Below are 14,889 nucleotides of genomic sequence, written 5' to 3' on the forward strand. Positions count from 1 at the left end.
CCGTGGGCCGACCCGCTCAGCCCCCATCCGGCTTCGGCGTGCGCGCCAGGCAGTAGACGTCGACCCGCGCCACGCCGGCCGCGCGCAACAGGCGGGCCAGCGCCTCGGCGGTGGCGCCGGTGGTCAGCACATCGTCGACCAGCGCCACATGGCGGCCGGCGAGGGCAGCAGGATCGGCGAGGGCGAAGGCGCCGCGCAGGTTGCGCCGCCGGGCGGCGGCGTCCAGTTGCTGCTGCGCCGGGGTGTCGTGCGGGCGCCGCAGCAGGTGTTCCTCTACCGGCAGTTGCAGCGGTCCGCCCAGCCAGCGGGCGAGCATCGCCGCCTGGTTGAAGCCGCGCCGGCGCAGCCGGCCTTTTGCCAGAGGCACCGGCAGCAGGCAGTCCGGGCGCGGCAGGCCCTCGGCGAAGGCGTGCTGCAGGTGGCGCTCGAGCAGCTCGCCGAGCAGCCGGCCCAGCGGCCAGCGCGCCTGGTGCTTGAAGCGGGCGATCAGGGTGTCGATGGGAAAGGCGTAGCGCCAGGGTGCTTCCACCCGGGCGAAGGCCGGCGGCCGCGTCTGGCAGGCGCCGCAGACCAGTCCCGCCGCCGGCAGCGGCAGGGCGCAGACCGCACAGTGCGCGCCGAGCCAGGGCAGTTCGGTTTCGCAGCTGGCGCACAGCGGCAGACCGGTTTCCGCCGGCTCGTCGCACAGCAGGCAGTTTTGATTGCTTTTTAACCAGTTGTAAACCGCTTTCATGAGCGAGGTTGACAGCGCATGGCGCTTCCCTAATATGCCGTTCATCCATGACGAATCACGCACTCTAGCAGGTCGTGACCTCCAGACCGAACGCCCGCCAGCCCGGGCCCTTCTTGCAAGGAAGAACGCCATGAGCGCCACCGCCGCCACCGCCCTGCGCCACGACTGGACCCTCGACGAGGTCCGCGCGCTGTTCGAACTGCCGTTCAACGACCTGCTGTTCCAGGCGCAGACGGTGCACCGCCAGCACTTCGACCCCAACCGCGTGCAGGTCTCGACCCTGCTGTCGATCAAGACCGGCGCCTGCCCGGAGGACTGCAAGTACTGCTCGCAGTCCGGCCACCACAACACCGGGCTGGACAAGGCCAAGCTGATGGAGGTGCAGAAGGTCCTGCAGGCCGCCGCCGAGGCCAGGGCCATCGGCTCCACCCGCTTCTGCATGGGCGCCGCCTGGAAGCACCCCTCGGCCAAGGACATGCCCTATGTGCTGGAGATGGTCAAGGGCGTGAAGGCCCTGGGCCTCGAGACCTGCATGACCCTCGGCACCCTGAGCCGCGAGCAGACCCAGGCGCTGGCCGAAGCCGGCCTCGACTACTACAACCACAACCTCGACACCTCGCCGGAGTTCTACGGCCACATCGTCACCACCCGCACCTACGCCGAGCGCCTGGAAACCCTGGCCCACGTGCGCGAGGCGGGGATGAAGATCTGCTCCGGCGGCATCCTCGGCATGGGCGAGTCCCTCGACGACCGCGCCGGCCTGTTGATCCAGCTGGCCAACCTGCCGGAGCACCCGGAGTCGGTGCCGATCAACATGCTGGTCAAGGTCCAGGGCACCCCGCTGGAGAACGCCGAGGACGTCGATCCCTTCGACTTCATCCGCACCCTCGCCGTGGCGCGGATCATGATGCCCAAATCCCACGTGCGGCTGTCCGCCGGCCGTTCCGAGATGAACGACCAGATGCAGGCCCTGGCCTTTTTCGCCGGCGCCAACTCGATCTTCTACGGCGAGCGGCTGCTGACCACCGGCAACCCCGAGGCGGAGAAGGACATGCAGCTGTTCGCCCGCCTCGGCATCCAGCCGGAGGAGCGCGAGGGCCATGCCGACGAGGTGCACCAGGCGGCCATCGAGCAGGCGCTGATCGAGCAGAAGAACAGCGCGCTGTTCTACGACGCCACCTCGGCCTGAGCCTGCCCGTCGGTGGATGAGCGAAGCGTCATCCACCCTACGCAGGCCGAGACCCTTTCGTAGGGTGGATGACCCGCTTGCGGTCATCCACCGTTGCCAACTCGCCGAGCCGTCATGTCCTTCGATCTCGCTTCCCGCCTCGCCGCCCGCCGCGCCGAGCATCTCTACCGCCAGCGCCCGCTGCTGGACAGCCCGCAGGGGCCGGAGGTGGTCGTCGACGGCCAGCCGCTGCTGGCCTTCTGTTCCAACGACTACCTGGGGCTGGCCAACCATCCCGAAGTGATCCGCGCCCTGCAGGACGGCGCCGCGCGCTGGGGCGTCGGCGGCGGCGCCTCGCATCTGGTGATCGGCCACAGCACCCCGCACCACGAGCTGGAGGAGGCGCTCGCCGCGTTCACCGGCCGCCCGCGCGCGCTGCTGTTCTCCACCGGCTACATGGCCAATCTGGCGGCGGTGACGGCGCTGGTGGGGCAGGGCGACACGGTGCTGGAGGACCGCCTCAACCACGCCTCGCTGCTGGATGCCGGGCTGCTCTCCGGGGCGCGCTTCTCGCGCTACCTGCACAACGATGCGGCGAGCCTCGCCGCCCGCCTGGACAAGGCTACCGGCAACACCCTGGTGGTCACCGACGGGGTGTTCAGCATGGACGGCGACCTGGCCGAGCTGCCGGCGCTCTGCGCTGCGGCCAGAGAGAAGGGCGCCTGGCTGATGGTCGACGACGCCCACGGCTTCGGCCCGCTGGGCGCGCACGGCGGCGGCATCGTCGAGCATTATGGCCTGGGTCTGGACGAGGTGCCGGTGCTGGTCGGCACCCTCGGCAAGGCCTTCGGCACCGCCGGGGCCTTCGTTGCCGGCAGCGAGGCGCTGATCGAAACCCTGATCCAGTTCGCCCGGCCCTACATCTACACCACCAGCCAGCCGCCGGCGGTGGCCTGCGCGACCCTGAAGAGCCTCGAACTGCTGCGCACGGAGGGCTGGCGCCGCGAGCACCTCAATCGCCTGATCGCCCGCTTCCGCGCCGGCGCCGCCGAGCTGGGCCTGACCCTGATGGACAGCCCGACGCCGATCCAGCCGCTCGTGATCGGCGATAGCGCCCGCGCCATGGACTTCTCCCGCCTGCTGCGCGAGCACGGTTTCCTGGTCGGCGCCATCCGTCCGCCCACCGTACCGGCCGGCACCGCGCGGCTGCGGGTGACCCTTTCCGCCGCCCACAGCGAGGAGCAGGTCGACCGTCTGCTCGCCGCGCTGGGCGAATGCCAGGCGCTGCTGGCGCCGGAGAGTGACGCATGAGCCGACTGATCCTGCTGCCCGGCTGGGGTCTCGGCCCGGCCGCCCTGCAGCCGCTGATCGGCGCCTTGCGCGAGCAGGGCGTGGATGCCGAGCTGGCCGGCCTGCCGGCGCCGGGCGCGGGCGATCCCGAGAGCTGGCTCGCCGAGCTGGACCCCCGCCTGCCGGACGATGTCTGGCTCGGCGGCTGGTCGCTGGGCGGCATGCTCGCCACGGCGCTGGCGGCGCGGCGCGGCGCACGCTGCCGCGGACTGCTCACCCTGGCCAGCAACGCCTGCTTCGTCGCCCGCGAAGACTGGCCGCAGGCGATGACCCGGGACACCTTCGCCGCCTTCCGCGACGGCTGCGCGCAGGACGCCGCGGCCATCCTCAAGCGCTTCGCGCTGCTCTGCAGCCAGGGTTGTGGCGAGGCGCGCGCCCTGTCGCGCCAGCTCAACCAGGGCGTCCCGGCCGAGGAGACCGCGCAGCGCCTCGCCGGCCTCGCGGTGCTCGCCGCGCTGGACAACCGGGCGGCGCTGGCGGCCTTCGCCGGCCCGCAACTGCACCTGCTGGCCGAGGCCGACGCCCTGGTGCCGGCGGCCGCTGCCGAACCGCTGCAGACCCTGCTGCCGCGCGGCGCGGTCGAGCGCATCGCCGGCAGCGGCCATGCCTTCGTTCTCGAACGGCCGCAGGCGCTGGCCGCGCGGCTGGCCGCCTTCATCCGCGAGGCCGACGATGACTGATACCCCCCAGAACCCGCTGCCGGACAAGCGCCGGGTCGCCGCCTCCTTCTCCCGCGCCGCCGCCAGCTACGACGAGGTGGCCGGGCTGCAGCGCGCGGTCGGCAGCGAACTGCTGGCCCGCCTGCCGGCCGGCATGCGCGCGCAGCGCTGGGTCGATCTGGGCAGCGGCACCGGGCATTTCTCCCAGGCGCTGGCCGAGCGTTTCCCCGCCGGGCAGGGCATGGCGCTGGATCTCGCCGAGGGCATGCTGCGCCACGCCCGGCCGCGCGGCGGCGCGGCGCACTTCGTCTGCGGCGATGCCGAGCATCTGCCGCTGGCCGACGCCAGCCAGGATCTGGTCTTCTCCAGCCTGGCGCTGCAGTGGTGCGGCGACTTCGCCTCCGTGCTCGCCGAGGCGCGCCGGGTGCTGCGTCCGGGCGGCGTGCTGGCCTTCAGCAGCCTGTGCACCGGCACCCTGCAGGAGTTGCAGGACAGCTGGCAGGCGGTCGACGGCTTCGTCCACGTCAACCACTTCCGCCGTTTCCGGGACTACCGGCAGCTGTGCGCCGACAGCGGCCTCGACGTCCTCGACCTGCGCCTGGAAACGTGCGTGCTGTATTACCGCGACCTGCGCCATCTGGCCCACGAGCTCAAGGCCCTTGGCGCCCACAACCTCAACCCCGGTCGCCCGGACGGCCTCACCGGCCGCGCGCGGGTGCTGGCGCTGGTCGAGGCCTACGAGCGCCTCCGCACGCCCCAGGGGCTGCCGGCCACCTGGCTGCCGGTCTACGGGGTGCTGCGCCGGCGCGCGGACTAGGCGCACGCGGAGCATGGACGCCGGCCGGGCAGGGCGGCTATCGTGCGCTACCCTCGGGAAAGCCCCCGGCAACGGACCCTGCCCATGCCCTCCATCTACCAGCTCAAGCCGCGTTTCCAGAACCTGTTGCGCCCCTGGGTGCGGCGCCTTTACGAGCGCGGCGTCAGCGCCAACCAGGTGACCCTCGCCGCCGCCGTGATTTCCGTGCTGCTCGGCGCACTGGTCGCCGCCTTCGCCAGCCATGCCTGGCCGTTCGCCCTGATCCCGCTGTGGATGTTCCTGCGCATGGCGCTGAACGCCATCGACGGCATGCTCGCCCGCGAGTTCGGCCAGCAGTCGCGCCTCGGCGCCTACCTCAACGAACTGTGCGACGTGATCGCCGACAGCGCGCTGTTCCTGCCTTTCGCGCTGGTGCCGGGGGTGACGCCGCTGGCGGTGGTCGGCGTGACCCTGCTCGCGGTGATCGTCGAATATGCCGGGGTCATGGGCCCTTTGGCCGGCGCCGGGCGGCGCTACGACGGGCCGATGGGCAAGAGCGACCGCGCCTTCTGCTTCGGCGTGCTCGGCGCGGGCGTCGCCAGCGGCCTGCTGCCGGGCGCCTGGATCGACGGCCTGCTCGCCCTGATCGCCGCGCTGCTGCTCTGGACCCTGGCCAACCGCGTGCGCCAGGGCCTCGCCGAAGCCGAGCGGAACCACCCCCCGGCCTGAGCCGGAGTCATCGCCAGCAAGGAGCGACTCGATGAACAATCCGCAGATCCCCCCACCCGGCGAAGACCTGCCCGCCGCCTCCGCGCCGCGCTCGCGCCCCTCGCCGGCGCAGCGCCTGCTGGCCTGGCCGATCACCGGCTTCGCCCGCCTGCTCACCGGCGCGCGCAGCCTGTGGCGCGGCTGCGCGCCGGAGCCGAAGCAGCGCATCTACTTTGCCAATCACTGCAGCCACGCCGACTTCGTGCTGCTCTGGTCGTCGCTGCCGCCGGCCCTGCGCGCGCGCACCCGCCCGGTGGCCGGCGCCGACTACTGGCAGCAGGGCAGGCTGCGCCCCTTCCTGATCCACCGGGTGTTCCACGGCGTGCTGGTCGACCGCGAACTGCACGACCGGCACAGCAACCCGCTGCAGCCGCTGCTCGACGCCCTGGCCGGCGGCGACTCGCTGATCATCTTCCCCGAGGGCACGCGCAACCCCAGCGAGGGCCTGCTGCCGTTCAAGAGCGGCCTCTACCGCCTCGCCCGCACCTGCCCGCAGGTCGAGCTGGTGCCGGTGTGGATCGCCAACCTCAATCGGGTGATGCCCAAGGGCCGCGTGCTGCCCCTGCCGCTGCTGTGCACGGTGACCTTCGGCGCGCCCCTGACCCTCGGCCCCGGCGAGCGCAAGGAGGCCTTCCTCGCCCGCGCCCGCGAAACCCTGCTGAACCTGGCCATGGAGGCCGACTGATGCAACCCAATACCCTCGCCCTGTTCGCCGGCATCGGCGCCCTGCTGGCGCTGGCATCCCTGATCGGTTTTGTCCTCAAGTGGCGCTGCCGCGGCGCCGACAACCCGGTGATCGACAACCTCAACGCGCGGATCAACGCCTGGTGGGTAATGGTCGCGGTGCTCGGCGGCGCCTTCTGGCTCGGCCACGGCGCGGTGATCCTGCTGTTCTGCGCCGTGTCCTTCTTCGCCCTGCGCGAGTTCATCACCCTGACCCCGACCCGCGGCAGCGACTACCCGGCGCTGGTCGCGGCTTTCTATTTCGTGCTGCCTGCACAGTACCTGCTGATCGCCTACGACTGGTACGGGCTGTTCTCGATCTTCATCCCGGTCTACGTGTTCCTCCTGCTGCCGATCCTCGCCGCCCTCGGCGGCGACATCACCGCCTTCCTCGAGCGCGCGGCCAAGGTGCAGTGGGGCACCATGATCGCGGTGTTCTGCATCTCCCACGTGCCGGCCCTGCTGAACCTCGACATCCCCGAGTATGCGGGCCGCAACCTGCTGCTGATCGCCTGGCTGGTGCTGGTGGTGCAGCTCTCCGACGTGCTGCAGTATGTCTGCGGCAAGCTGCTGGGCAAACGCCGGATCGCCCCGCGCCTGTCGCCCTCGAAGACCGTCGAAGGCTTCGCCGGCGGCATCGCCCTCGCCACCCTGACCGGCGCCGCGCTCTACTGGATCACCCCGTTCAACCTCTGGCAGGCCGCGCTGATCGCCCTGATCGTCACGTTGCTCGGCTTCTTCGGCGGCCTGGTGATGTCGGCCATCAAGCGCGACCGCGGCGTGAAGGACTGGGGCCACATGATCGAAGGCCACGGCGGCATGCTCGATAGGCTGGATTCGGTGTGCTTTGCGGCGCCGATCTTCTTTCACCTGCTGAGGTGGGGCTGGACTTGAGGGGGCGATGAGCCTTAGAGGGGGGCAACCCGCCGGCACCATAGCGCGAGCATGCGGGTTTCAACCGTCCAACGAATCTGAAGTCAAACGTGAAAAACATGAACAACAAAGCCTTCGATCTCGACGCCTATCTCGCCCGCCTGAACCATTCCGGCCCCGTACGACCGACGCAGGATTGCCTCGAGGCACTCCACCGCGCCCAGCTCTACACGATCCCGTTCGAGAACTTCGATATCCAGCTCGGGCGCGGCATCTCGCTCGAGCCTGAGGCGCTGTGCGACAAGCTGGTGCACCGGGCGCGCGGGGGGTATTGCTTCGAACTCAACGGCCTGTTCCTGATGGCGCTCCGAGCCATCGGTTTCGAGGCGCGTCCGCTGCTGGGGCGGGTGCATCTGGTCGAGCCGCCGTCGGGGCGGGAGCATCTGTTTCTCCTGGTGACGCTGCAGGGGAGGCCATGGATCGCCGACGTCGGTTTCGGCGGGCCGGGCTTTCGCGCGCCCATTCCGTTCGAGCTCGATCGCCCGACCAGCCACGACGGGCTGACGTTCCGCCTCGTCGAGACCGGGCCTTTCGGCGTCATGCTGCAGGCCCTGAAGCAGGGACAGTGGCTCGATCTCTACAGTTTCGATCTGGGCCATGTGTTCCCGGCCGATATCGCGCTGGGCAACCACTTCACCTCGACCCATCCCGGCTCCCTGTTCACCTTTGCCCGCGTCGTCGCGCTGCCGACCCCGGGCGGACGTGTCTCGCTCCTCAACCGTACGCTCAGAACCGTCAGCGAGGGGGCAGAGCAAGAGCAGGTATGGGAGCTGGCGGAGGGCCAGGCCTATCTCGATGCTTTGAAGACCCACTTCGGCATCGAACTCGATGCGCCCTACGAGGCGCTCCGCCCGCTTCCCGGTGCAAAACAGGGAAAAGGGCCGGTGCTTGAATGGTGAGGGAGGGAAAAGTAAGGCTGGTTATGCCGCACGTCCGGCCTACTCCTGCCGGGTCACCAGCAGCTTCCCCGTATCGAACCCCTTCCGGCCCAGGCGCTCGAGCAGGGCGTCATAGGCCCGCGGTTCGACCCGTGGCGTTCTCGACAGTATCCACAGGTACTTGCGCCGGGGCTCGCTCACCGCGACCAGTTGGTAGCCCTCGTCGAGGTCGATGACCCAGTAGTCGCCCCACACGGCCGGAATGAAGGAAAGCCAGGCGGGGGCGAAGCGCACTTCGAGTCTCGGCGAGGTGGCATCGCCGATCTGCCGGCCGGTACCGAGGGCGATGTCCGTCTCGCCGTTCTGCAGCCGGCAGCGGTTGATCACCTGCACGCGGCCGTCTGGCTTGAGGCTGTAGTCGGCGCGGCTGAAGCCGGCGCATTTCTTCTGGAACCAGTTGGGGTAGCGGGCGATCTCGTACCAGGTGCCCATGTAGCGCGGCAGGTCGAGGGCGGCGATGGTGGCCAGCGGCGCATCCGGCTGGCTGGCGGACGCTGGATTGGCGATGGCGAGCGAGCAGCCGCACAGCAGTGCGGCGATGAGGGTGTGCTGGATTCGGTGCATGGGTTTGGCTCACGGAACGATGCCCGGCAATTATTCACCGCCACGGCCGGCGGGAAACCGCTGCGCGGGTTTCCCAGCCTGCGGATACCGATCCGTCACCTTTCCCGGTCTGCGCTCACCCTCACCCCTGCAGCCACGGCGGCGGCGGTTCCTCGCGTTGCGGCGGCGCGTCTTCCGCCTCCAGCGCCGCCCTGCGGCGCGCTTCGTCGGCCAGCGCGGCGTTGATTTCGCGCATCACCGCGTCGACGTCGGCCTCTTCCTCCGGCTCCTCGAACTCGCCGGTCAGCTCGCTCGCCGGGGTCAGCTCGCCGGCCTCGTACAGTGCCCACATTTCCTTGGCGTGCTTGCACCTGAGCAGTTCGGGAGCGAAGTGGCCGAAGTAGGCGTTCATGTTGGCGACGTCGCGCTCGAGCATGCGGAACGCATGGTTGTTGCCCGCCGCATCCACCGCCTGCGGCAGGTCGATCACCACCGGGCCGTCCGGGCCGAGCAGCACGTTGAACTCCGACAGGTCGCCGTGCACCAGGCCGGCACAGAGCATCAGGACCACCTGGCGGATCATGAAGGCGTGGTATTCGCGGGCCTGCTCGGGCGTCAGCGCGACGTCGTTGAGGCGCGGCGCCGCATCGCCGTCGGCGCCGGCGACCATCTCCATCAGCAGCACGCCGTCGAGAAAGTCGTAGGGCTTGGGCACGCGCACGCCGGCGCTGTCCAGGCGGTAGAGGGCGGCCACCTCGGCGTTCTGCCAGGCCTCCTCCTGCTCCTTGCGTCCGTGTTTGCTGCCCCGCGCCATGGCCCGTGCATCGCGGCTGTTGCGTACCTTGCGGCCTTCCTGGTACTCGGCGGCCTGACGGAAGCTGCGCTTGTTGGCCTCCTTGTAGACCTTGGCGCAGCGCAGCTCGGGGCCGCAGCGCACCACGTACACCGCAGCTTCCTTGCCGCTCATCAGCGGGCGCAGGACTTCGTCGATCAGGCCGTCTTCGACCAGGGGCTCAAGGCGTTTGGGTGTTTTCATCGATTTTTGTATGGCTCACACTTACTTGGAAAAATCTTGCCACCTTATACGGCAATCGGATGCTGCGGTGCAGCAGCTTGTCCGGTGTCGGCTCGTCGTCCCGCAAGGCGCCTCTGCCGGTACGCGGGAACGCCCGTGCAGGGGGTTGACGGGGTATGCCGGTACTTTAATAATCATTCTTATTTGTGGGGTTTTTCCATTGCGAGCCCGCCGTGCGCTGGCATCCAGCGTGCGATCTGGACGAGATGACCTGGCCCCCTGTTCGATTTTCGCAATACACAACGTTCATCGTTCTATTCAAGAAGGAAACACGGTATGTCTCGCATCGGTATCTTCTATGGCAGTTCCTCGGGCGTCACCGGCAAGGTGGCTGAAAAGCTCGCTGGGCTTTTGGGCGAGGATCGCTGCGATCTCTTCAACATGGAAGAAGATTTTGTCGATTTCGACGATATGCTGAAGTACGACCACCTGCTGTTCGGCTGCTCCACCTGGGGTTCGGGCGAGGTGCAGAACGACTGGCGCGATCCGCTGCTGGATCTGGCCAACGAAAAGCCCGACTTTTCCGGCAAGACCATCGCCCTGTTCGGCGCCGGCGACTATGTCGCCCATGGCGAGCAGTTCGTCAGTGCGCTGGGCATTCTGTATGACAAGTTCAAGGCCCGTGGCGCCACGCTGGTCGGCAGCTTCCCGACCGACGGCTACACCTACGAGTACTCCTTCGCCGTGCGCGATGGAAAGTTCGTGGGCCTGCCGTTCGACAAGATCAACGAGGCGGACAAGACCGATGAGCGCCTCGAGCGCTGGGTCGCCGTGCTGCAGGAGGAGTTCCTGCCGGCCTGATCGAGTCTGGCGATTGCGTCGGCGAGGAGAGGGCGAGGCCGGGGCGGCGGGGCGAAGTGCCCCGATCACCGCGGCGCCGGGAAGTCCTCTCTTCGATCGCCGCTCAGCCGCCGTGGCTCAGGGCGTCGGGGAACTCCCTGCCGTCGGCACCGCCCCGCCAGTTGCCGGTCCGAGGTCGCCGGTGCCGGCCGAGGCCTTCGGCGTGACTTCCATCATCTGGCCGGCGGCCGCTCGCCACGGGTAGTTGACCATCTGGTCGCTCTTGATCTTGCCCTGGAGGCTGGCGCTGTTCCGGCCGTGCTGGAAGTGCACCGGCTCCTGATGGATATCGACCTGGGCCAGGGCTGGCGGCAGGGCCAGAACCAGGAGGCCCAGCAGGGGGACAAGTGCTTTGTTCATCCTTGACTCTCCATGCATAGGAAGGGATGGCTGACCGGAAGCGGCAGCATGCCAATCGAGCGTATCGGGTCGTGGGGCGCGCATTTTCAGCGCGACGCGCTTTCGCTCGCCACGGTTGATGATAGCTTGGTTGAGCGGATGCCTGAGCGCCTGCGTCCTGCCGGCGCCCTGTCGCCCTTCTATCCGGCCGCCCTGCCGGAGAGCCGGTACACCTTGTATTCGGCGCGTTTCGGCGGTTGTTTCGGCGCCTGCGGATCGGCCTCGAACACGCTTTCGACATGCTCCAGGCTGATCTCGAACCCTTCCGAATAAAGGGCCGAGAGCTCCTCGTCCACGCCCAGGGCCTGCTCCAGGGGCAGGTCCTCCTCCGCATCCTCGATGGTCAGCAGAAAGACGCCGGCGTTGGCCGGCACGATCCTGCGCAGGTGGGCGACATAGAGCCTGCGGATGTCTTCCGGCAGAGCGGTGAGCGCCGCCCGGTCGTACACCGTGTCGATCTGTCCCAGGTCGGCCTTGTCCAGCGCGAAGTAGTCTCCACAGAGAATGGCGATCCGGCCGTGCTCCCACAGGGTGAAGTCGCCCAGCCGCCGTCGGGACGGCTGCAGGCGGTTCTCCCGGAAGAAGGCTCGGACGGCGACGGGGCTCAGCTCGACGCCGATGACTTCATGGCCCTGCTCGGCAAGCCAGATCATGTCCAGGCTCTTGCCGCAGAGGGGAACGAAGACCCGGCTGCCCTGGGGGCGCGCGAGGTCGGGCCAGAATCTGGCCAGATAGTGATTCACCGTCTTCTGGTGGAAGTCGGTCCGCCGGTCGCGCCAGAGTTGCAGCCAGAGGGGATTGTCGCGGCTGCTCATGAGGATTTCGACCCCGCCGGCGCCGCCTCCCTGTGGAAGGCCATGCGTGGCCGAGGGGACGAGACCGGGGGCTGGCATCGGTGGCCGACGACGGCGATGGCGTGCATGTGACAGGGAGACATGGCGCTTTCTTCTCGAGGATGGAGCGTGGTGCATCAGGAAAAGGTTCCGATCGAAGCGCACGGACTTCCGGAGAAGAGGGATGCGGAGCGACAAGACACTCGCGGAGACCGCGCCTGGAATCCACCCGACGAGTCATCTTGGGACAGTAGCACGGCCGGCCCGCTTCGGGAGATCCGGATACCGGCGATATCGTGCCTGCCGTCGGCTTCGGCGCTGCCCCGCTCCTGCACCGGGCAGACCGGCGGCAGGCCGGCTGGAGCGGCCTGGTCTAGACTGCTGTCCGGGTCCATGAGGGACCTGACCGCAATCAAGGAGCCAGCATGTTCAAACATTCCCCCCTCGTTCTGCTCGCCTTCGCCAGCCTGCCGCTGTTCGCCGCCGAAGGCGACGCACCGAGCACCAAGCAGGTCATGCAGGAAAACAAGTCCGTCATCCAGAACCGGATCGCCGACATCGACTACAAGCGCAAGCAGATCGTCGAGGCCAACATGGCCCTCACCGCCCAGGAGGGCGAGGCCTTCTGGCCGGTCTACAACAGCTACCGTACCGAGGCGGACAAGCTGAGCAAGGATGCCATCGCCCTGTTGCTCGACTATGCCCGCGCCTACGGCGAGGGTTCGGTGAGCGACGAAAGCGCGGGCAAACTGCAGGAGCGGCTGCTCGAGCTGCGCGAGAACCAGCTGGAGCTGAAGGAAAAGTACGCCAAGCGCATCGCCAAGGAGGTTTCGCCGAAGCGCTCGCTGCGCTTCCTGCAGATCGAGGAGCAGCTCGACGCCATCAGCCTGCTGGCCAATACCAGCGACATCCCGCTGGTCGAGTGACGGCCTCTGCCTCCCTGATATCCTTCTCCGGTTGAACGCGACTGGAGAATGATGTGAGCACCGCCTTCTTCATCGCCGGCACCGACACCGACGCCGGCAAGACCACCGTGGCCTGCGGCCTGTTGCATGCCGCCCGGCGGGCGGGCCTGTCCACCGCGGCGGCCAAGCCGGTCGCCTCGGGCTGCGAGGCCACGCCCGCAGGGCTGCGCAACGGCGACGCCCTGGCGCTGCTCGGCGAGTGCTCGCTGGCGCTGGACTATGCCGAGGTTAACCCGTTCGCCTTCGCGCCGGCCATCGCCCCGCACCTGGCGGCGCGCGAGGTCGGCGTCGAGCTGACGGTGGCTGCGCTGCTTCCAGCGGTGCGCCGGGTGCTGGCGCGCGGCGCCGACTTCACCTTGGTGGAGGGCGCCGGCGGCTGGCGGGTGCCGCTGGCCGGGCGGGAAAACCTGTCCGATCTGGCGGTGGCGCTCGGCCTGCCGGTGATCCTGGTGGTCGGCGTGCGCCTGGGCTGCATCAATCACGCCGTGCTGACGGCGGAGGCCATCGCCCGCGACGGGCTGGAGCTGGCTGGCTGGGTGGCCAATGTCATCGATCCGCGCACCTCGCGCCTCGACGAGAACCTCGCGGCCCTCGCCGAACGCCTGCCGGCGCCCTGCCTCGGACGCATTCCGCGCCTTCCCGAGGCCAGCCCGGCGGCAGTGGCGGCGCATCTCCAGCTGGGTGCGTTGCGGCGCTGAGCGGCCTGTCGGCGCGCTCCGCCAAGGGCTATCCCCTGCGGCCCTGAATGAACTGGACTAGGAACACCACGATTGCCACGACCAGCAGGATGTGAATGAGCCCGCCCATGGTGTAGCTCGAAACCAGTCCCAGCACCCACAGGACCAGCAGGATAATCGCGATCGTCATGAGCATGTCTGGTTCTCCCGTCATTGTCTTGTCGGCAGCGATCTGCCTTTCGCCAGATTGAGCGTGGCAGCCGGGCGGTGTCTGTTCGCTGGCAGACATAGGACCATGCCGTTCGGCGCCTCTGCCTGTCGTCCGTGCGTTGCCCTGCAGGCCCCGTCCGCAGGCTGACCGCTGGCGCGAGGAGGCGGCTGGACTATCCTTCCGGCGTCGAACGGGAAAGTCATTTCCAGCAAGGTAGCCGATATGACCGAGACGCCCCCTCCTGCGCAGAATCACTTCCTGGGTGCCCTGCCCGCCGACGTGCACAATCGCCTGCGGCCCCATCTCGAGCGGGTGCCCATGCCGCTCGGCAAGGTCCTGTACGAGTCCGGGGATGTCTTGCGTCACGTCTATTTCCCGACCGACTCCATCGTGTCGATGCTCTACGTGATGGAAAGCGGCGCCTCGGCGGAAATCTCGGTGGTGGGCAACGAGGGTTTCGTCGGGGTCGCCATGCTCATGGGCGGCAACAGCACCACGGGGCGCGCGGTCGTGCAGAGCGCCGGTCACGCCTGGCGGCTGCCGGCGCCGCGGCTCCGGGAGGAGTTCGAGCGCCACGGCGAGTTGCAGCATCTGGTGTTGCGCTACACCCAGTCGCTGATCACCCAGGTGGCCCAGACGGCGGCCTGCAACCGTCATCACACGATCGACCAGCAGCTGTGTCGCTGGCTGCTGCTGTCGCTGGACCGCTTGCCGGACAACCGCTTGACCATGACCCAGGAGCTGATCGCCAACATGCTGGGCGTGCGCCGCGAAGGCGTCACCGAGGCGGCCGGCAAGCTGCAGCGGCTTGGCGTGATCGAGTACAGCCGCGGGCATATCACGGTGCTGGACCGGCCCGCGCTCGAGCAGCTGAGTTGCGAGTGTTATGCCGTCGTCAAGCAGGAAACCGATCGCCTGTTGCCCTGGGTTCCCGTGCGTCGCGTCGAGTGATCCGGCCCGCGCGGTGCGTCGCTCACAGCCGTCCCAGCAACATCAGGATGAGGACGATGATCAGCACCAGCCCCAACCCGCCCATGGGCGCGTAGCCCCAGTTGCGACTGTGCGGCCAGGTCGGCAGGGCACCGAGCAGCATCAGGACCAGAATGATCAACAGGAGGGTTCCCAGGCTCATGGCGTTCTCCGCGGACTCGTCGGGGCAGGTTCGCTGCACAGGCACCGAAGCCGCGTGCGGCCATCGGCAGGTTTCCAGATTGGGGTATGTGCCAGTCCGTTTCTGTTCGCCAGCACACACAAGACGGTGGGTTTCGTCGCGGCTAG

Annotated in this window: 19 protein-coding genes; 12 read left to right on the forward strand and 7 right to left on the reverse strand. The window is 68.6% G+C overall.

Annotated elements, in window-relative coordinates; genetic code table 11:
- Nucleotides 1–16 precede the first annotated feature (16 nt).
- Nucleotides 17–733 carry a ComF family protein gene (locus tag ACG10_RS03050; protein WP_089167077.1) on the reverse strand — a complete coding sequence of 239 codons (717 nt, stop codon included), beginning with the start codon at nucleotides 731–733 and terminating at the stop codon, nucleotides 17–19.
- A 130-nt stretch (nucleotides 734–863) separates the two neighbouring features.
- Between ACG10_RS03050 and bioB the strand changes: the two genes are divergently transcribed.
- From bioB to ACG10_RS03090, 8 genes are all read left to right on the forward strand, one after another.
- A complete protein-coding gene (gene bioB, locus ACG10_RS03055) occupies nucleotides 864–1,922 on the forward strand; it encodes a biotin synthase BioB (RefSeq protein WP_089167078.1) in 1,059 nt (352 codons plus the stop codon).
- 114 nt (nucleotides 1,923–2,036) lie between these two features.
- Entirely contained in the window at nucleotides 2,037–3,212 is a 1,176-nt protein-coding gene (gene bioF / locus ACG10_RS03060) for an 8-amino-7-oxononanoate synthase (RefSeq protein ID WP_089167079.1), read from the forward strand.
- Complete coding sequence (locus ACG10_RS03065) at nucleotides 3,209–3,931, forward strand: alpha/beta fold hydrolase (RefSeq protein ID WP_089167080.1); 723 nt, start codon at nucleotides 3,209–3,211, stop codon at nucleotides 3,929–3,931. Before bioF ends, ACG10_RS03065 begins: the two co-directional genes overlap by 4 nt.
- Entirely contained in the window at nucleotides 3,924–4,727 is an 804-nt protein-coding gene (gene bioC, locus ACG10_RS03070) for a malonyl-ACP O-methyltransferase BioC (RefSeq protein WP_089167081.1), read from the forward strand. Before ACG10_RS03065 ends, bioC begins: the two co-directional genes overlap by 8 nt.
- Before the next feature lie 84 nt (nucleotides 4,728–4,811).
- Nucleotides 4,812–5,435 carry a CDP-alcohol phosphatidyltransferase family protein gene (locus tag ACG10_RS03075; RefSeq protein WP_089167082.1) on the forward strand — a complete coding sequence of 208 codons (624 nt, stop codon included), beginning with the start codon at nucleotides 4,812–4,814 and terminating at the stop codon, nucleotides 5,433–5,435.
- Between the two features lie 31 nt (nucleotides 5,436–5,466).
- Entirely contained in the window at nucleotides 5,467–6,159 is a 693-nt protein-coding gene (locus tag ACG10_RS03080) for a lysophospholipid acyltransferase family protein (RefSeq protein ID WP_089167083.1), read from the forward strand.
- On the forward strand, nucleotides 6,159–7,091 hold the full coding sequence (locus tag ACG10_RS03085; RefSeq protein WP_089167084.1) for a phosphatidate cytidylyltransferase: 933 nt from the start codon (nucleotides 6,159–6,161) through the stop codon (nucleotides 7,089–7,091). Before ACG10_RS03080 ends, ACG10_RS03085 begins: the two co-directional genes overlap by 1 nt.
- Before the next feature lie 98 nt (nucleotides 7,092–7,189).
- Nucleotides 7,190–8,029 (forward strand): arylamine N-acetyltransferase family protein, encoded by an 840-nt coding sequence (locus ACG10_RS03090; protein ID WP_089167085.1) that lies wholly within the window; start codon nucleotides 7,190–7,192, stop codon nucleotides 8,027–8,029.
- A gap of 39 nt (nucleotides 8,030–8,068) precedes the next feature.
- Here ACG10_RS03090 and ACG10_RS03095 read toward each other — a convergent pair whose 3' ends face one another.
- Complete coding sequence (locus ACG10_RS03095) at nucleotides 8,069–8,632, reverse strand: lipocalin family protein (RefSeq protein ID WP_089167086.1); 564 nt, start codon at nucleotides 8,630–8,632, stop codon at nucleotides 8,069–8,071.
- Between the two features lie 121 nt (nucleotides 8,633–8,753).
- Complete coding sequence (locus ACG10_RS03100; protein ID WP_089167087.1) at nucleotides 8,754–9,647, reverse strand: PA4780 family RIO1-like protein kinase; 894 nt, start codon at nucleotides 9,645–9,647, stop codon at nucleotides 8,754–8,756.
- Between the two features lie 315 nt (nucleotides 9,648–9,962).
- Here ACG10_RS03100 and ACG10_RS03105 point away from each other — a divergent pair, with 315 nt between their 5' ends.
- Nucleotides 9,963–10,487 carry a flavodoxin gene (locus ACG10_RS03105; protein ID WP_039801725.1) on the forward strand — a complete coding sequence of 175 codons (525 nt, stop codon included), beginning with the start codon at nucleotides 9,963–9,965 and terminating at the stop codon, nucleotides 10,485–10,487.
- A 117-nt stretch (nucleotides 10,488–10,604) separates the two neighbouring features.
- Here the strand turns inward: ACG10_RS03105 and ACG10_RS03110 are convergent, their stop codons facing one another.
- Nucleotides 10,605–10,886: a hypothetical protein gene (locus tag ACG10_RS03110; RefSeq protein WP_089167088.1), complete on the reverse strand. Its 282-nt coding sequence runs from the start codon at nucleotides 10,884–10,886 to the stop codon at nucleotides 10,605–10,607.
- A gap of 179 nt (nucleotides 10,887–11,065) precedes the next feature.
- Entirely contained in the window at nucleotides 11,066–11,740 is a 675-nt protein-coding gene (locus tag ACG10_RS03115; protein ID WP_089167089.1) for a thiopurine S-methyltransferase, read from the reverse strand.
- A gap of 443 nt (nucleotides 11,741–12,183) precedes the next feature.
- Between ACG10_RS03115 and ACG10_RS03120 the strand changes: the two genes are divergently transcribed.
- Together ACG10_RS03120 and bioD are read left to right on the forward strand one after the other, a co-directional pair.
- Entirely contained in the window at nucleotides 12,184–12,684 is a 501-nt protein-coding gene (locus ACG10_RS03120) for a hypothetical protein (protein ID WP_039801731.1), read from the forward strand.
- A gap of 53 nt (nucleotides 12,685–12,737) precedes the next feature.
- Nucleotides 12,738–13,421 (forward strand): dethiobiotin synthase, encoded by a 684-nt coding sequence (gene bioD, locus ACG10_RS03125; RefSeq protein WP_039801733.1) that lies wholly within the window; start codon nucleotides 12,738–12,740, stop codon nucleotides 13,419–13,421.
- A gap of 28 nt (nucleotides 13,422–13,449) precedes the next feature.
- On the opposite strand, the gene ACG10_RS23520 is transcribed toward bioD, so the two are convergent.
- Nucleotides 13,450–13,596 carry a lmo0937 family membrane protein gene (locus ACG10_RS23520; protein ID WP_131256255.1) on the reverse strand — a complete coding sequence of 49 codons (147 nt, stop codon included), beginning with the start codon at nucleotides 13,594–13,596 and terminating at the stop codon, nucleotides 13,450–13,452.
- Between the two features lie 237 nt (nucleotides 13,597–13,833).
- Between ACG10_RS23520 and ACG10_RS03130 the strand changes: the two genes are divergently transcribed.
- Nucleotides 13,834–14,562 (forward strand): Crp/Fnr family transcriptional regulator, encoded by a 729-nt coding sequence (locus tag ACG10_RS03130; protein ID WP_039801735.1) that lies wholly within the window; start codon nucleotides 13,834–13,836, stop codon nucleotides 14,560–14,562.
- Between the two features lie 22 nt (nucleotides 14,563–14,584).
- Here the strand turns inward: ACG10_RS03130 and ACG10_RS03135 are convergent, their stop codons facing one another.
- The gene (locus tag ACG10_RS03135) at nucleotides 14,585–14,743 is read right to left on the reverse strand and encodes a DUF3309 family protein (protein WP_039801737.1); all 159 of its coding nucleotides are present in this window, start codon (nucleotides 14,741–14,743) and stop codon (nucleotides 14,585–14,587) included.
- Nucleotides 14,744–14,889 lie beyond the last annotated feature (146 nt).

The sequence above is a fragment of the Azotobacter chroococcum genome (assembly GCF_002220155.1).
GTDB lineage: Bacteria > Pseudomonadota > Gammaproteobacteria > Pseudomonadales > Pseudomonadaceae > Azotobacter > Azotobacter chroococcum.

Bases quoted from the DNA above. Each gene is read 5' to 3' on its own strand.
- ACG10_RS03085 (WP_089167084.1), top strand. From the start codon at position 6,159: ATGCAACCCAATACCCTCGCCCTGTTCGCCGGCATCGGCGCCCTGCTG.
- ACG10_RS03130 (WP_039801735.1), top strand. From the start codon at position 13,834: ATGACCGAGACGCCCCCTCCTGCGCAGAATCACTTCCTGGGTGCCCTG.
- ACG10_RS03100 (WP_089167087.1), bottom strand. From the start codon at position 9,647: ATGAAAACACCCAAACGCCTTGAGCCCCTGGTCGAAGACGGCCTGATC.
- ACG10_RS03105 (WP_039801725.1), top strand. From the start codon at position 9,963: ATGTCTCGCATCGGTATCTTCTATGGCAGTTCCTCGGGCGTCACCGGC.
- ACG10_RS03075 (WP_089167082.1), top strand. From the start codon at position 4,812: ATGCCCTCCATCTACCAGCTCAAGCCGCGTTTCCAGAACCTGTTGCGC.
- ACG10_RS03050 (WP_089167077.1), bottom strand. From the start codon at position 733: ATGAAAGCGGTTTACAACTGGTTAAAAAGCAATCAAAACTGCCTGCTG.
- ACG10_RS03095 (WP_089167086.1), bottom strand. From the start codon at position 8,632: ATGCACCGAATCCAGCACACCCTCATCGCCGCACTGCTGTGCGGCTGC.
- ACG10_RS23520 (WP_131256255.1), bottom strand. From the start codon at position 13,596: ATGCTCATGACGATCGCGATTATCCTGCTGGTCCTGTGGGTGCTGGGA.
- ACG10_RS03090 (WP_089167085.1), top strand. From the start codon at position 7,190: ATGAACAACAAAGCCTTCGATCTCGACGCCTATCTCGCCCGCCTGAAC.
- ACG10_RS03080 (WP_089167083.1), top strand. From the start codon at position 5,467: ATGAACAATCCGCAGATCCCCCCACCCGGCGAAGACCTGCCCGCCGCC.
- ACG10_RS03065 (WP_089167080.1), top strand. From the start codon at position 3,209: ATGAGCCGACTGATCCTGCTGCCCGGCTGGGGTCTCGGCCCGGCCGCC.
- ACG10_RS03135 (WP_039801737.1), bottom strand. From the start codon at position 14,743: ATGAGCCTGGGAACCCTCCTGTTGATCATTCTGGTCCTGATGCTGCTC.
- bioC (WP_089167081.1), top strand. From the start codon at position 3,924: ATGACTGATACCCCCCAGAACCCGCTGCCGGACAAGCGCCGGGTCGCC.
- ACG10_RS03120 (WP_039801731.1), top strand. From the start codon at position 12,184: ATGTTCAAACATTCCCCCCTCGTTCTGCTCGCCTTCGCCAGCCTGCCG.
- ACG10_RS03110 (WP_089167088.1), bottom strand. From the start codon at position 10,886: ATGAACAAAGCACTTGTCCCCCTGCTGGGCCTCCTGGTTCTGGCCCTG.
- ACG10_RS03115 (WP_089167089.1), bottom strand. From the start codon at position 11,740: ATGAGCAGCCGCGACAATCCCCTCTGGCTGCAACTCTGGCGCGACCGG.
- bioF (WP_089167079.1), top strand. From the start codon at position 2,037: ATGTCCTTCGATCTCGCTTCCCGCCTCGCCGCCCGCCGCGCCGAGCAT.
- bioB (WP_089167078.1), top strand. From the start codon at position 864: ATGAGCGCCACCGCCGCCACCGCCCTGCGCCACGACTGGACCCTCGAC.